The organism is Acinetobacter sp. 2JN-4 (assembly GCF_003687745.1).
Lineage (GTDB): Bacteria > Pseudomonadota > Gammaproteobacteria > Pseudomonadales > Moraxellaceae > Acinetobacter > Acinetobacter halotolerans.
Genome location: NZ_RDNY01000003.1, coordinates 124,610 through 138,774, shown reverse-complemented (window position 1 = coordinate 138,774; position 14,165 = coordinate 124,610). Strand labels below are relative to the sequence as shown.

At 39.4% G+C, this 14,165-nt stretch carries 12 protein-coding genes; 9 read left to right on the top strand and 3 right to left on the bottom strand.

Annotated elements, in window-relative coordinates; all coding sequences use genetic code 11:
• Positions 1 to 51: 51 nt before the first annotated feature.
• From EAH57_RS05870 to putP, 5 genes are all read left to right on the top strand, one after another.
• Complete coding sequence (locus EAH57_RS05870; RefSeq protein WP_121929235.1) at positions 52 to 1,899, top strand: ABC transporter ATP-binding protein; 1,848 nt, start codon at positions 52 to 54, stop codon at positions 1,897 to 1,899.
• Positions 1,899 to 2,339, top strand: coding sequence for a MaoC family dehydratase (locus EAH57_RS05865; RefSeq protein WP_004670825.1), 441 nt, complete (start codon positions 1,899 to 1,901; stop codon positions 2,337 to 2,339). Before EAH57_RS05870 ends, EAH57_RS05865 begins: the two co-directional genes overlap by 1 nt.
• A gap of 115 nt (positions 2,340 to 2,454) precedes the next feature.
• Entirely contained in the window at positions 2,455 to 3,480 is a 1,026-nt protein-coding gene (locus EAH57_RS05860) for an AraC family transcriptional regulator (RefSeq protein WP_121929234.1), read from the top strand.
• A gap of 91 nt (positions 3,481 to 3,571) precedes the next feature.
• Positions 3,572 to 3,946: a glycine cleavage system protein GcvH gene (gene gcvH, locus EAH57_RS05855; RefSeq protein WP_004670821.1), complete on the top strand. Its 375-nt coding sequence runs from the start codon at positions 3,572 to 3,574 to the stop codon at positions 3,944 to 3,946.
• Positions 3,947 to 4,523: 577 nt separating this feature from the next.
• Entirely contained in the window at positions 4,524 to 6,020 is a 1,497-nt protein-coding gene (putP, locus tag EAH57_RS05850) for a sodium/proline symporter PutP (RefSeq protein ID WP_121929233.1), read from the top strand.
• 46 nt (positions 6,021 to 6,066) lie between these two features.
• On the opposite strand, the gene EAH57_RS05845 is transcribed toward putP, so the two are convergent.
• Positions 6,067 to 6,558: an Lrp/AsnC ligand binding domain-containing protein gene (locus tag EAH57_RS05845; RefSeq protein WP_121929232.1), complete on the bottom strand. Its 492-nt coding sequence runs from the start codon at positions 6,556 to 6,558 to the stop codon at positions 6,067 to 6,069.
• Positions 6,559 to 6,673: 115 nt separating this feature from the next.
• On the opposite strand from EAH57_RS05845, the gene putA reads away from it, so the two are divergent.
• Complete coding sequence (putA, locus tag EAH57_RS05840) at positions 6,674 to 10,438, top strand: trifunctional transcriptional regulator/proline dehydrogenase/L-glutamate gamma-semialdehyde dehydrogenase (protein WP_121929231.1); 3,765 nt, start codon at positions 6,674 to 6,676, stop codon at positions 10,436 to 10,438.
• Positions 10,439 to 10,496: 58 nt separating this feature from the next.
• On the opposite strand, the gene EAH57_RS05835 is transcribed toward putA, so the two are convergent.
• The gene (locus EAH57_RS05835; RefSeq protein ID WP_121929230.1) at positions 10,497 to 10,943 is read right to left on the bottom strand and encodes a DUF4265 domain-containing protein; all 447 of its coding nucleotides are present in this window, start codon (positions 10,941 to 10,943) and stop codon (positions 10,497 to 10,499) included.
• 173 nt (positions 10,944 to 11,116) lie between these two features.
• On the opposite strand from EAH57_RS05835, the gene trmA reads away from it, so the two are divergent.
• Together trmA and EAH57_RS05825 are read left to right on the top strand one after the other, a co-directional pair.
• Positions 11,117 to 12,202 carry a tRNA (uridine(54)-C5)-methyltransferase TrmA gene (gene trmA, locus EAH57_RS05830; RefSeq protein ID WP_121929229.1) on the top strand — a complete coding sequence of 362 codons (1,086 nt, stop codon included), beginning with the start codon at positions 11,117 to 11,119 and terminating at the stop codon, positions 12,200 to 12,202.
• A gap of 248 nt (positions 12,203 to 12,450) precedes the next feature.
• Positions 12,451 to 12,678, top strand: a complete 228-nt coding sequence (locus EAH57_RS05825; RefSeq protein WP_121929228.1) for a hypothetical protein — start codon at positions 12,451 to 12,453, stop codon at positions 12,676 to 12,678.
• Positions 12,679 to 12,719: 41 nt separating this feature from the next.
• Here EAH57_RS05825 and EAH57_RS05820 read toward each other — a convergent pair whose 3' ends face one another.
• Positions 12,720 to 13,454, bottom strand: coding sequence for a phosphodiester glycosidase family protein (locus EAH57_RS05820; protein ID WP_121929227.1), 735 nt, complete (start codon positions 13,452 to 13,454; stop codon positions 12,720 to 12,722).
• Positions 13,455 to 13,627: 173 nt separating this feature from the next.
• Here EAH57_RS05820 and EAH57_RS05815 point away from each other — a divergent pair, with 173 nt between their 5' ends.
• The gene (locus EAH57_RS05815; protein WP_121929427.1) at positions 13,628 to 14,161 is read left to right on the top strand and encodes a lecithin retinol acyltransferase family protein; all 534 of its coding nucleotides are present in this window, start codon (positions 13,628 to 13,630) and stop codon (positions 14,159 to 14,161) included.
• Positions 14,162 to 14,165 lie beyond the last annotated feature (4 nt).

Genomic DNA, 14,165 nt, shown 5'->3' with positions numbered 1-14,165 from the left:
ATTCTATAATCACTATATGTTTATACTTTTTAAACCTAAAGGAAAAAAACAATGCTGCAGTGGTTTGAGAAATTAGTCGATCCATATCCAAGCAAAGACTTAAACAAACCATTACCCACCACTTTCTTTGCATTTGTCTGGAAAGCGACGCAAGGCATTCGTCCCTATTTATTCTTACTGGTCGCCTGTACAGCCGCAGCAGCTTGTTTCGAGGCACTGTTTTTTTCTTATATTGGTAAATTGGTTGATTGGCTGAGTAACAGTCAACCAAATACGTTTTTTGCGACCAACCAGCAAAACCTAACCATTCTAATCAGTATATTATTTGCCAATATTTTCTTTGTCAGCATTCAAGCAATTATTAAACATCAAGTTTTGTTTAGTAATTTTCCTATGCGTATGCGTTGGCGCTTTCATAATTTATTGTTGCAACAAAGCTTGGATTTTTTCCATACCGACTTTGCAGGACGTCTTTCAGCCAAAGTAATGCAAACAGCGTTAGCTGTACGCGAGTTTTGGATGATTCTTGGTGACATGCTGGTTTATGTGGTGATTTATTTTATTACCATCAGTATTGTACTTGGCTCTATATCGCCTATTTTGATCGCACCATTGATTATATGGTTAGTGTTGTTTATTGCGATTGCCAGTTATTTTATTCCACGTCTAGGGAAGATTTCTCAAGCACAAGCAGATGCACGATCTATCATGACAGGTCGTATCACAGATGCGTATACCAATATTCAAACCGTCAAACTTTTTGCACATGCAGGTCGAGAAAGTCAGTATGCCAAAGAGTCCATGAAAGAATTCATGGAGACTGTTTATAAGCAAATGCGTTTAGGAGTGAAATACCAAATTAGTATTCGCCTGTTGAGCGCTTTTCTTTTTATTGGTGTCATAGGCACTTCTGTATGGTTATGGACTCAAGGTCAAGCCGCGATCGGTGTAATAGCCGCAACAACCGCCATGGTGTTGAAGCTCGATAGCCTAGCTGAATTTATCATGTGGCATATCACCATGCTCTTTGAAAATGTCGGTACCATTCAAGATGGAATGAAAACTTTAGGCAAACCGATTCAGATCCAAGATAGGAAAGATGCAACTGAATTAAAAGTTCAACAGGGTGAGATTCGTTTTGAAAATGTGAGTTTTGCTTATAATCAGAAAAATGTGATTGATCAATTTAATTTGACCATTAAACCTGGCGAGAAAATCGGTATTGTGGGCCGTTCTGGCGCTGGTAAGTCAACGTTAATTCAACTACTACTGCATTTTTACCAAATTAATCAGGGCCGTATTTTGATTGATGGACAAGATATTCAAAACGTCACTCAAGATAGTTTACGTGCCAATATTGCATTAGTGACTCAAGATACCTCACTTTTACATCGTACTGTGGCAGAGAATATTAAATATGGTCGTCCAAATGCGAGTGAAGCTGAAATTCAACAAGCAGTGAGCAAAGCACGTGCTGAAGAGTTCATCCCTCAACTGAGTGACCAAAAAGGTCGTGTCGGATTTGATGCCTATGTAGGCGAACGTGGTGTCAAGCTCTCTGGGGGACAACGCCAGCGTATCGCTATTTCACGTGTTTTTCTTAAAGATGCCCCTATTCTCATCCTTGATGAAGCCACCAGCGCGCTTGATTCTGAAGTAGAAGCTGCTATTCAATCCAGTTTAAATGACTTGATGGTTGGCAAAACGGTCATTGCAATTGCGCACCGTTTATCTACTATTGCACAAATGGACCGTCTCATCGTCCTTGATCAAGGCAGAATTGCTGAGCAAGGTACACATGAAGAACTGATAGCGAATGATGGTTTGTATGCCCAACTTTGGAAACGCCAAACAGGTGGCTTTTTAGTTGAACAAAGAGTGACTCAGGACACCGAATAATGTTGTATTTAGAAGATTTGAATATTGGTGATCGTTTCATCAGTCGTGAATATGAAATAACCCTTGAGGAAGTTAAACAATTTGCAGGTCAATTTGACCCTCAGCCTTTCCATTTAGATGCAGAGGCGGCAGCACAGCACCCTATCTTTCAAGGTTTAGCTGCTAGTGGATGGCATACTTCCGCTGTAGTGATGCGTTTATGGACTGAGTGTTTCCCAATCGCAGGAGGGTTATTGGGTACTGAATCTAGTCTACGCTGGCCCCGTCCCACCCGTGTTGGTGACAAAATCCATGTCGATGTTGAAATTACCGCCATTGTGCCCTCTAAAACTAAACTTGATCGTGGTATCGTTAGCTATGTCACACAAGCTTTGAACCAACACGGCGATGTGCTATTAATATCTACAACCAAAATTATGGTCTTTAGAAAACCAACTTAATTTTTGAGGATTAGGTGACCGTCTTGTCCAACAATTTTTATGATTCATTCTTTTATTTCATGCAAAGATGTTTGAAAAGTACTTGTAAAGATCGATGAGCCGCCACGGATAGCACATGAAAACGACCTCAACTCGACAAGATCAAGGAATACCAGGCGTCTATGGCTTATTGTTATTAGATGTTGTTTCACGCTGGGGCTATAGCGATGAAACTTTATTTGCTCCGTTTCACTTAACGAGCGAACAACTGGCTGATCCAAACTATCGAATTCCAACGCCGATTGCCAATGAATTGGTAAAGCATGCTTTACGCCTCACAGGTGAAAGTACACTTGGCTTTCATTTGGGTACGCAAATGCGTATCTCGATTCATGGCTTTATTGGTTATGCAATTATGACCGCCCATGACATCACTGATGCGATTGCACTTGCGAGCCGTTTTATTCAATTACGTTTGCCTTTTCTCCAACTTTATTTTTCTACTTTCGGTCCTAAAGCAACTTTACAACTACAATGTGACATCGAAGTTGAGCCTTTGCGAACTGAAATTATTCTGGGGCTAACTATTGGTATCATGACCATGGCTAAAGCTTTGACAGGAATCGAGGACTTAAGTGGTGAAGTCGATTTAGATTTTCCTGAGCCAGATGGGTTTGATAAATATCGTGACAAATTGACCAGTACGGTTCGCTTTAATCAGCCACATTTGATATCGAGTTTTGATAAAAAATATCTAGGCTTGAAAATGGTCAATGCAGATCCTATTGCCAGCCAAATTGCGATTAACCAGTGTGAAACTGAGTTATCTGCTTTGGGTGAACGCCGCCGTTTAGCGATGCGTGTCCGTGATATTCTCACCAACTCTGAACAACATTATCTAAGTATTGAAAACGTGGCTGATCGTTTACATATGTCAGATCGTACATTGAAGCGTCAGCTTGCAGCAGAAGGAACATCATTTTCAACATTGGTAGATGAAGTACGCTATCGTCATGCAACTTCCCTACTTTCACGAACAGACTATAGCCTAGAACAAATTGCTGATGAATTAGGTTATTCCGATGTTGCAAATTTTAGCCGCGCTTTTAAACGCTGGAGTGGTCGTAGTCCAAGTAACTGGCGTAAAGATCCGTATTTGTAATATCGGGCTTAATTGATAAAACTTTTGTTTTTAATCAAAACCCTGTATAAAACGAAACAAAAATGATGAGATGGATTATTAAGGAGTTGTCATGAATCATCCAGTAGATTTGAAGTATGCGCGTACACATGAGTGGGTAAGAATTGAAGGCGACTTAGTTGTGACAGGGATTACTGACCATGCACAAGATGAATTGGGTGATTTGGTTTACGTAGAAACACCTGAACTCGATAGCCAAGTCACTGCAACAGAACAAGCTGGTATTGTTGAGTCTGTGAAAACCGCTTCAGATATTCACGCACCTGTTTCAGGTACAGTTGTAGAAGTAAATACTGATCTTGAAGATGATCCTGATTTTGTCAATGAAGACCCATATGGCAAAGGTTGGATCTATAAAATCAAACCAGACAATATGGCTGATGTTGAAAAACTTCTTTCAAATGAAGAATACGAATCAGGTCTATAAGACTTTATAGACTGATCTATGAAAAAGCCTAGTTTAATTTAAACTAGGCTTTTTCATTAAAACTCAAATTCCAAATCAATTGAAATTGCGCCTACTTCTAAGCACAATTTTTTCAAGACAAAATTTCTTTACCTTGCGATTGTGAAAAGCTAGAAAACACCTTTTCATTGGCAAAACTGCTTAATATTCGCTGCTTTTTATAATGGAATTTCTCTGGATTCCCACCTTTGTAACTTCATATTTCATATATTCCAGCTATATTTCGCCCTTCCAATACCATATTTTGATCATCTAAGCGTCTTTTTTGTAAATTTCCAAAATTATTTACTTATTTATTTATAGATAGAGCTAAATTTTTATACAAAACCACCTGTTATTGTAAATTAAAAGCCTAATATTCAACCATCTATGTTAATTTACACAAAGAATACAAATAACACACACGTATATTACAGTGTTTCAAAAAACAATCGTGCTTGAATCTGTCACCTTATCAATCTTATTAGAATAGTAAATCATTTTTGGGCTATTCAGATGGGATTGTACCGTTATGGATATATAAGGATGAGCATCCATTATGAATTTCTCTAATCCCACTGTTGTTGTGTTCGTGGTATATATTATTGCCATGTTGGGTATAGGTTTATACGCCTATTTTTCTACCAAAAGTCTTGATGATTATATTCTTGGAGGACGAAGTTTAGGTAGTTTTGTCACCGCTTTATCGGCGGGTGCATCAGACATGAGTGGCTGGCTACTCATGGGTTTACCTGGCGCAATTTATCTGGCTGGACTATCTGAAGCATGGATTGCGATCGGCTTGATTATTGGTGCGTGGCTCAACTGGTATCTCGTTGCAGGACGGTTACGTGTACATACCGAAGTGCAGAATAATGCCCTCACACTACCTGATTATTTTACAGGTCGTTTTGATGATCAGAAAAAAATCTTACGCGTAACATCCGCATTGATTATTTTGGTCTTCTTCGCGATTTATTGTGCTTCTGGCATGGTCGCTGGTGCACGTTTATTTGAAACATTGTTCGAACTACCATATGGCACAGCCTTGATGTTAGGCGCATTTGCAACAATTGGTTATGTTTGTATTGGTGGGTTTTTGGCAATCAGTTGGACTGACACCTTCCAAGCAGGTCTAATGATTTTTGCATTGCTATTACTCCCGATCATCACCTATCTCTCTTTGGATGCAGGTGCTGCTCAGTTTACTGCATTAGTTGAAACCGCACGTCCTCAGGCATATGATTTTGCTTCAAACTTAAGCTTAGTCGCTATTCTTTCAGCGGCCGCTTGGGGTTTAGGCTATTTCGGTCAACCACATATCCTCGTTCGCTTTATGGCGGTCAACTCAGTTAAATCAATCCCTGCTGCTCGTCGTATCGGTATGACATGGATGATTTTATGTCTAGCGGGTGCAGTTGGTTCAGGTTTTGTTGGTATCGCATATTTCCAACAACATCCAGAACTTGCAGCAGCAGTCAGCGCTAACCCTGAAACTGTGTTCATGGAACTGACCAAGATCTTATTCAATCCTTGGGTCGTTGGTATCGTTCTTGCCGCAATTTTATCTGCGGTAATGAGTACATTGAGTTGCCAATTATTGGTATGCTCGAGTGCATTGACAGAGGATTTGTACAAAGGCTTGATCCGTAAAAATGCTTCGCAAAAAGAGTTAATTTGGATTGGTCGTGCGATGGTATTTGCTGTCGCTATGCTCGCTCTGTTCTTAGCACAAAACCCAGAAAGTAAAGTTCTCGGCTTAGTTGCTTATGCTTGGGCTGGCTTTGGTGCTGCATTTGGTCCACTGATTATTCTTTCATTGTTCTGGAAACGTATGACCTTAAACGGTGCGTTGACAGGTATGATCGTCGGTGCTGTGACGGTTATCGTTTGGAAAAACTTCTTTGGCGATACAGGCATTTATGAAATCATCCCTGGTTTCCTTTTCGCATTGATCAGTATCGTTGTGGTGAGCTTACTTGGTAAGGCACCGAACTCAAATGTAACAAGTCGCTTTGAACAAGCTGATGAACTCTATGCAAGAGAAATGAAATAATCATTTTTAATAAAATTTAAGGGGCTTTCGAGCCCCTTTTTTTACTTTAAAATTTGCTTCGCGATTTGATTTTTATTTTAGAACTGTCCTTAATGACCTGCATAACCGGATAACTACGAGTCTCTTTTACACCGGGTAATTGCCATAAAATCTGACCCGCAATACGGCGAAACTCCTCCATTCCAGCACTACGCAGCTTGATTAAGAAATCAAAACCACCACTGACCATGTGACATTCGATGATTTCTTGGTATTGCGTCACTGCATCAATAAAATCCTCTAAAACGTTGGGTGTGGTTTTATCTAGAAGCACTTCTACGAAGACTAAAAAACTTGCATTGAGCTTATTGGGATTGAGTTTTGCCTCATAGCCCAAGATAAATTCGTCCTTCGTCAATTTCTGCACACGCGCCATAACCGCTGTTGGTGAAAGATTCACTAACTCGGCCAACTTACTGTTAGAAATCCTTCCATCTGTTTGAAGAATATCCAGAATTTTCAAATCAGTACGATCCAATGTATAAATAGGGCTATCCAACTGAATTTTCCTCTAAAAAATGGGCTAATTATAGTGAGTTATACGGGTTTTATTCTGTAATCATAAATTATCTAAACCTCTATACTCAATAGAGTATTGTTATCGGAATTTAGCAATGAATACATTGGATACCCACGCACAAATGGACACGACTCACGACAAGGGTGGTTATATCACCGAATTTAAAGAAAAAAGTGAGTTTGAGCAAAGTATTAATACTGCTTGGCGACGTGCAGAACCTGAATCAGTAGCGGAACTTGCTGAAGCAGCAAATATCTCTCCTGATCTTGATCAAAAAATTTATGAACTAGCGTTTAACCTTGCGCATAATTTACGTGAACGTAAAAGCTCAACAGGTAAAGCTGGTATTGTTCAAGGTTTACTTCAAGAATTTTCACTGTCTTCTCAAGAAGGCGTTGCGCTCATGTGTTTGGCGGAAGCTTTGCTTCGTATTCCAGATACAGCAACCCGTGATTTGTTGATCCGTGACAAAATCAACCAAGGCAACTGGAAAGAGCATCTCGGTCAAAGTAACCTGATGTTTGTAAATGCTGCTGCTTGGGGTTTGATGTTAACGGGTAAGTTAATGGAAACGCCGAAACAAACCAGTTTATCTAGCGTGTTAACAGGACTTCTAGCCCGTAGTGGACGTGGCATCATCCGTAAAGCGGTTGACGTTGCCATGCGTATGATGGGCGAACAGTTTGTCACTGGTGAAACTATTGAAGAAGCGCTTGAACATGCTAAGCCACTAGAACACAAAGGTTTCCGCTACTCGTACGATATGCTTGGTGAAGCGGCACTGACTGATCATGATGCTGAACGCTATTATGATGATTATACTCAAGCAATTCATGCGATTGGTAAAGCATCCAATGGTCGTGGTGTTTATGAAGGTCCGGGTATCTCGATCAAGCTTTCTGCACTACACCCTCGTTACCAACGTGCGCAAATCGACCGTGTTCACCATGAACTTTACAACAAAGTATTTGAACTTGCTTGTCTAGCAAAACACTACGACATCGGTTTAAACATCGATGCCGAAGAATCTGAACGCTTGGAAATCTCACTCGAATTGCTTGAGCGTTTATGTTTTGAACCAAAACTTGCCGACTGGAAAGGTATTGGTTTCGTGATTCAGGCTTATCAAAAACGTTGTTTCTACGTGGTTGATTATATTGTTGATCTTGCAAAACGCAGTAACAAACGTTTAATGATTCGTTTGGTGAAAGGCGCATATTGGGATAGCGAAATCAAGAAAGCGCAAATTGATGGCATGACTGATTACCCAGTGTTTACACGTAAAGTTCACACGGATTTGTCATACATCGCTTGTGCTAAAAAATTACTGGCTGCACCTGAGCAAGTATATCCTCAGTTTGCAACACACAATGCACAGTCACTTGCAACGATCTACACGCTTGCAGACCCAAGCAAATATTATCCGGGACAGTACGAGTTCCAATGCTTACACGGTATGGGTGAGCCATTATATGAGCAAGTTGTCGGTTCAAAAGCAGATAATAAACTGGGTATTCCATGTCGTGTTTACGCACCAGTAGGTAACCATGAAACGTTATTGGCTTATTTAGTACGTCGTTTATTGGAAAATGGTGCAAACACATCATTCGTAAACCGTATTGCAGACAAAACTTTAAAAGTTGAAGACCTCATCCAGTCTCCAATCAAAGATATTCAAACTGCGGCAAAAGAAGAAGGTCAATTAGGTTTAAAACACCCTGCGATTCCACTTCCGCACGATTTATATCCATTACGTCCAAACTCGAATGGTTTTGATTTAAACAACGATCAACCATTAGCAGACTTAGATGCAACGGCACAAAAACTACGTCATCACGTTTGGAAAAGTGCACCACTACTTGGGTTTGAATCGACTGTTCATGACATTGGTAATGCAATTGCAATTACAAACCCTGCACAAAATAGTGAAGTGGTGGGTCATGTCAATGAAGCGACTAGTGCTGACGTACAGCTTGCTTTGGAAGCTGCCGAACAAGCACAAAAAAGTTGGTCTGTAACAGATAAAATCGAACGTGCTGCATGCTTGAAACGTGCTGCTGATTTGATGGAAGCACGTATCCAAGAGCTTATGGTTCTGCTTTGTCGTGAAAGTGGCAAGACCTATGCCAATGCAATTGCCGAAGTTCGTGAAGCTGTAGATTTCTTGCGTTACTATGCTACTCAAATTGAAAACTTACCTGTAAATGCGCAAGTAAAACCATTGGGTACGGTACTGTGTATCAGCCCTTGGAACTTCCCGCTTGCGATTTTCTCTGGTCAAATTGCAGCGGCATTGGTCAGCGGTAACTGTGTGATTGCAAAACCTGCGGAACAAACCCCTCTCATCGCAGCTCAAGCCGTACAAATTTTATGGGAAGCTGGCGTACCACACGGTGTCGTTCAACTTCTTCCAGGTCGTGGTGAAACAGTTGGTGCGCAACTCAGCCAAGATGATCGTATCCAAGGCATCATGTTCACTGGCTCTACTGAAGTTGCAAAAATCTTGCAAAAGACTGTCGCTAAACGTTTATCAGCAAATGGGCAACCAATTCCGTTAATCGCGGAAACGGGTGGTCAAAATGCGATGATCGTAGATTCTTCTGCACTTACTGAGCAAGTTGTGTTAGATGTTGTAAGCTCTGCATTTGACAGTGCGGGTCAACGCTGTTCTGCACTTCGTATCTTATGTGTACAAGAAGATAGTGCTGCAACCGTCATCCAAATGCTGAAAGGTGCAATGAAACAGTTGATCGTAGGTCATCCTGCTATCTTGAAAACTGACATTGGTCCTGTGATTGATCAAGAAGCAAAGCAAACAATTGATACTCATATCCAAAAGATGAAATCTAAGGGCTACCCTGTTCATCAATTGATGTTTAATGATGCCGCTAGTCAACAAGCACTTGCGCAAGGTACGTTTGTTCCACCTACAGCGATTGAATTACCAAACCTTGATGACTTAGAGCGTGAAGTCTTTGGTCCTGTATTGCATATCATCACTTATAAATATGGTGAACTTGAGCAATTAATTGATCGTATTAATGCAAAAGGCTACGGCTTAACCATGGGTCTGCACACACGTATTGATGAAACAATTAATACCGTGATCCAACGTGCTGAAGTGGGTAACTTATACATCAACCGTAACATCGTTGGTGCTGTCGTAGGCGTGCAACCATTTGGTGGTGAAGGTCTATCAGGTACAGGTCCAAAAGCTGGTGGTCCTCTTTATATGTACCGCCTGATGGAACATTGTTCTGAGAAAGTTTTGGCAACGCCATTTGCAATGAAAGCTGAAATTTCAAATTTTGATGCAGTATCAAATGTTGCTTACCAAAACTTGTTGTCTTGGGCAAACCAAAATATGCCTCAAGCCATAACAACAATTCCTGCATTTGGTGTTGGTAAGTTCTACGAATTGCAAGGCCCTACTGGTGAGAGCAATCAATACATTATCTTACCTCGTCATCGTGTTCTTTCAATCGCAGATGATGAACGTGGTCAGTTACAACAACTTCTCGCAATATTTGCGGTAGGTAGTTCAGCGGCCGTGTTGAAAGACAACGTATTCTTGGCTAAACACCAAGCTTCTCTACCAAAAGAAGTATTAGCCGCAATTAAAGTTATTGCACGTGTTGAAACAGATCACTTTGATGCCGTATTGCATCAAGGTTCAGTTGATCAACTACAAACCTTACAACATAAAATTGCGAACCGTTCTGGAGCAATCGTGGGTATCACTCATCTTCAAGTAGATGAACAGATTCCTCTAGAACGCCTCGTCATCGAACGTGCCATTAGCGTAAATACTGCGGCAGCAGGCGGTAATGCAAGTTTGATGACTTTATCTGAAGACTAGTTTTAGTCCTCAATCTCCTAGCCCGAATCATGTTTACATGGTTCGGGTTTTTTATTACTTATAGAAGATCATTACGGTGTTTTTCTGAAAGGCACGACTCTTCATAGTCAAAAAAAACCTTATATTCATCCAGAAAGTTTTTCAACACCTTATAGTTAACATTTTTAGGTACGTTAATTGCGTAATAAGGTTTATTTTCTAAGCCCTCCCATTCAGCTAAATAAGATTCAATTTTTCTTAGTAGCTCATAAATACTCTTTGAATCATCTTCAAAAAAGATGATCCTCAAAGTTGAGTTGTTGGAAGGTTCTACTAAGTCATTAAAATATAAACTACCTTCTTCATTATTAACTTCTATCAAATCATCAAATGAAATGTTTGGAGCAAAAAAAGGGATGTTTTGTATATAATATTTATCATTTTCAAACTTCTTCCCCCAAACTATTTCTCTTGATAAAGAACCATTTTTATCAAGATAATCTACAATAATTTTCGCATTACTCATAAATCAAACCTAACTTCATTAACCTTATTTCAAAAAATATATTACCCAGCCAACGCATTATAGTGGTCTTCATCTCTAGGTATTTCGATTTTTATATACTCAATCATAGCTAGGTCAATCCATAAAATTTTGATACCATTCACAGCTAAATTTGTTTTGTATTTTTGCTAGTTATGACCGTATCTTATCAACAGCAACTTCAAGAGAAAGTTGAACGAATCACCACACAATTTGCTTCGTTCAATTCACCTACTTTAGAAGTATTTCAATCACCTGAACAACACTTTCGTATGCGTGCCGAGTTTCGCCTTTGGCATACAGAAGACGATTTGTTCTATGCCATGTTTGAACGTGCTGAAGATGGTAAACAAAAAGACGTGATTCGTGTCAATGATTTCCCGATTGCAGATCGTAGTATCAACGAACTCATGCCACGATTACTACAAGAATTAAAAGCAACCCCAATTTTATCTCAACGTATTTTTGAAGCTGACTTTCTTTCAACATTGAGTGGAGAAATGTTGGTGACGCTGATTTATCATCGTAAATTAGATGCAGATTGGGAAATTGCTGCGAAAGCTTTAGCTGAAAAGCTCAATATTAAAATTATGGGTCGTAGTCGCGGTCAAAAAGTCATTATTGGTGATGACTATGTCGTTGAACAACTCAACATACATGGACGAACGTTTAAATATAAACAAATTGAAAGTAGCTTTACTCAACCAAATGCTCAAGTTTGCCAACATATGCTTGAGTGGGCGTGTAACGCTGCGGAAGGTGCTCAAAAAGACCTTTTAGAATTGTACTGTGGCAATGGTAACTTTACTCTACCACTATCATTAAAATTTAATCGCGTCCTCGCGACAGAACTTGCTAAATCTTCTGTTTATGCAGCGCAGTGGAATATTGAACAAAACCATATTGAAAATATTCAAGTCGCACGTTTATCCGCTGAAGAATTTACCCAAGCCTATCAAGGCGAACGTGAATTTAGACGTTTACAAGAAGCGAATATTGATATTCAAAGCTATGATTTTGATACCGTTTTCGTTGACCCACCACGTGCAGGGATTGATGATGAAACCCTTAAATTACTACAAGGTTTCGAACGTATTATTTATATCTCTTGTAACCCCGATACCTTACACGACAATTTAAAAATCTTGGCCCAAACACATCAAATAACCAAGTTTGCGATGTTCGATCAATTCCCTTTCACTCACCATGTTGAGTCAGGTGTTTTACTCGAAAAAATTTAAACAAATTATTTCTATGTAACACCACAAAATAAGGAGTCTAATAACTCCTTATTTTTTAATTGAATTTTAAAACAAAATGCAGTTTTCCATAAAGATCAAGTCATTAAGCTGTCATAATTTCGTTGATCTCACCCATATCCATCGGAAAAATTTGAGTCTAACTGCTGCTTTTATCACTGCTTTAGGCTTGTATTTTATTTTAGATTGGTTATATTTCGATCTATGTTAGTTTCGATAAGAAAGGCTCTATGAGTTTTTGGGAAAAACTGTTCTCTGCTGAACAACAGTATAATGAACACAAAAATCAAACCGCTTGCGTCGAGAATGATTGTTCACGTAAATCGGATGAACAACTACTCAATGCTTTAGTAAAAGCCACTGATGAAGATGTTATTAAAGGCATCAAAAAAGTGCTCATTTCTCGAGGTTATACGCGTAAAGAACTTCTTGAAATGATCAATCCCCCAATTCAATAAAAGTCTCACCCTAGTCTCTTTGCAGAAAAGAGACTAGGGATTTATTTACACGCACTACGATCCACTTCCGCTACAATCGGTCCCAAATTAAACGCTTTATCATGCTGTTTGGTTGATACTGAATATAGACTGGAAATTGAACCATCCAAATACAAAGCATGATCTATTTTTAATTGTTGTTTAAAAAATTGCGCAAATTGATAAAAACTAACTCGCTGCCGAGAAATCACAAAATACAACTGATTATTTTTAACGCCGACACCATTTCTAATCTTTAAAGAATTAGAATCGATTAAAAATCTGCGATTGATTTCTCCATTATAAATCAACATTGGTCCTGACTGTGTTGCATACAAAGCTTTAAATCCTTGTTGTTTATAGTCTTGTGTGGTTTTGATTGTGGCTTGCTGATGATTCCAAGCCAATACACCATTCGGTTGCATAAAGAAATTACCAACGCCATTCGCTTGATTGAGCTTTGAAAGCTGTTGTCCTTGTTCTACATAAAGCCCCACTGGCTGAAAGTCAGCGTGGTACATCCCCGCATTCATGGCGAATTTAAGCTGCGCGCATTTAGGCAACTCTTGGTGAATGTTTGAAAATTTTTGATAATAACGATTCGTTTGAGGATTTTTTAAATAAAGCTCCAATTGACTGAGATCCGTTACTTTGATTACATCATAAGTCACATGATCCGTATCGATCGTTTGATACTGCATTGCATGTGCCATGGGCACAAGGAAAAAGAGCAGTCCTGTCAGAAGCCATTTTTTCATCAAATTCCACATATTGTTATCGATCAGAGCTTATATTTATAGCACTACATATCGCGTTAAAAAAGTGGAGACAACCTCGACACATATTCTGCTACATCTGTGCATAAATATACTCGATTGCTCCACCTTTTTTGATTAGAATAGTTGCGTAAATGCAAAAACCTCGTATCAGTATGCAGCAAAAACATCCACATTATCCGCTCGGTGCACATCTCATTGTTAAACACTTTGGGTACAGTCATCATGGGATTTATGCAGGTCGCGGACGAGTCATTCATTATTCAGGTTTTGCCCATATTTTTAAAAAGCATCCGATTGAAATGACCTCATTACAACGTTTCGCGCGGAATAAAGTCATTTATATACGAAACTATCCTACCCCCCGCTATAAAGCCAAAGCTGTGGTACGTCGTATGCGTTCACGCATGCATGAAAATCACTATCATCTAATTATTAACAACTGTGAACATTTATGTACATGGGCTATCACAGGAATTGAATCAAGCACGCAAGTTGAACGCATGCAACGGCGTCTTGCGACCATTGGTTATGTCAGTTCAATGATGAGCTATATGAATAGCCTGATGCTCACGGTCGCAACAGCCTGTTTTGCGATTGTGTTGTACATCAAAATGATGCTGCGTCGACAAGCAAAGAAATCGACACCTGCTTATTTATTGTTAAAAGAAAAACAGTCAAAGAAATAATTAG

What these genes read in the sequence shown, in the direction of transcription:
- EAH57_RS05870 (WP_121929235.1), top strand. Translation starts at nt 52, where the DNA reads ATGCTGCAGTGGTTTGAGAAATTAGTCGATCCATATCCAAGCAAAGAC.
- EAH57_RS05865 (WP_004670825.1), top strand. Translation starts at nt 1,899, where the DNA reads ATGTTGTATTTAGAAGATTTGAATATTGGTGATCGTTTCATCAGTCGT.
- EAH57_RS05860 (WP_121929234.1), top strand. Translation starts at nt 2,455, where the DNA reads ATGAAAACGACCTCAACTCGACAAGATCAAGGAATACCAGGCGTCTAT.
- gcvH (WP_004670821.1), top strand. Translation starts at nt 3,572, where the DNA reads ATGAATCATCCAGTAGATTTGAAGTATGCGCGTACACATGAGTGGGTA.
- putP (WP_121929233.1), top strand. Translation starts at nt 4,524, where the DNA reads ATGAATTTCTCTAATCCCACTGTTGTTGTGTTCGTGGTATATATTATT.
- putA (WP_121929231.1), top strand. Translation starts at nt 6,674, where the DNA reads ATGAATACATTGGATACCCACGCACAAATGGACACGACTCACGACAAG.
- EAH57_RS05835 (WP_121929230.1), bottom strand. Translation starts at nt 10,943, where the DNA reads ATGAGTAATGCGAAAATTATTGTAGATTATCTTGATAAAAATGGTTCT.
- trmA (WP_121929229.1), top strand. Translation starts at nt 11,117, where the DNA reads ATGACCGTATCTTATCAACAGCAACTTCAAGAGAAAGTTGAACGAATC.
- EAH57_RS05825 (WP_121929228.1), top strand. Translation starts at nt 12,451, where the DNA reads ATGAGTTTTTGGGAAAAACTGTTCTCTGCTGAACAACAGTATAATGAA.
- EAH57_RS05820 (WP_121929227.1), bottom strand. Translation starts at nt 13,454, where the DNA reads ATGAAAAAATGGCTTCTGACAGGACTGCTCTTTTTCCTTGTGCCCATG.
- EAH57_RS05815 (WP_121929427.1), top strand. Translation starts at nt 13,628, where the DNA reads ATGCAGCAAAAACATCCACATTATCCGCTCGGTGCACATCTCATTGTT.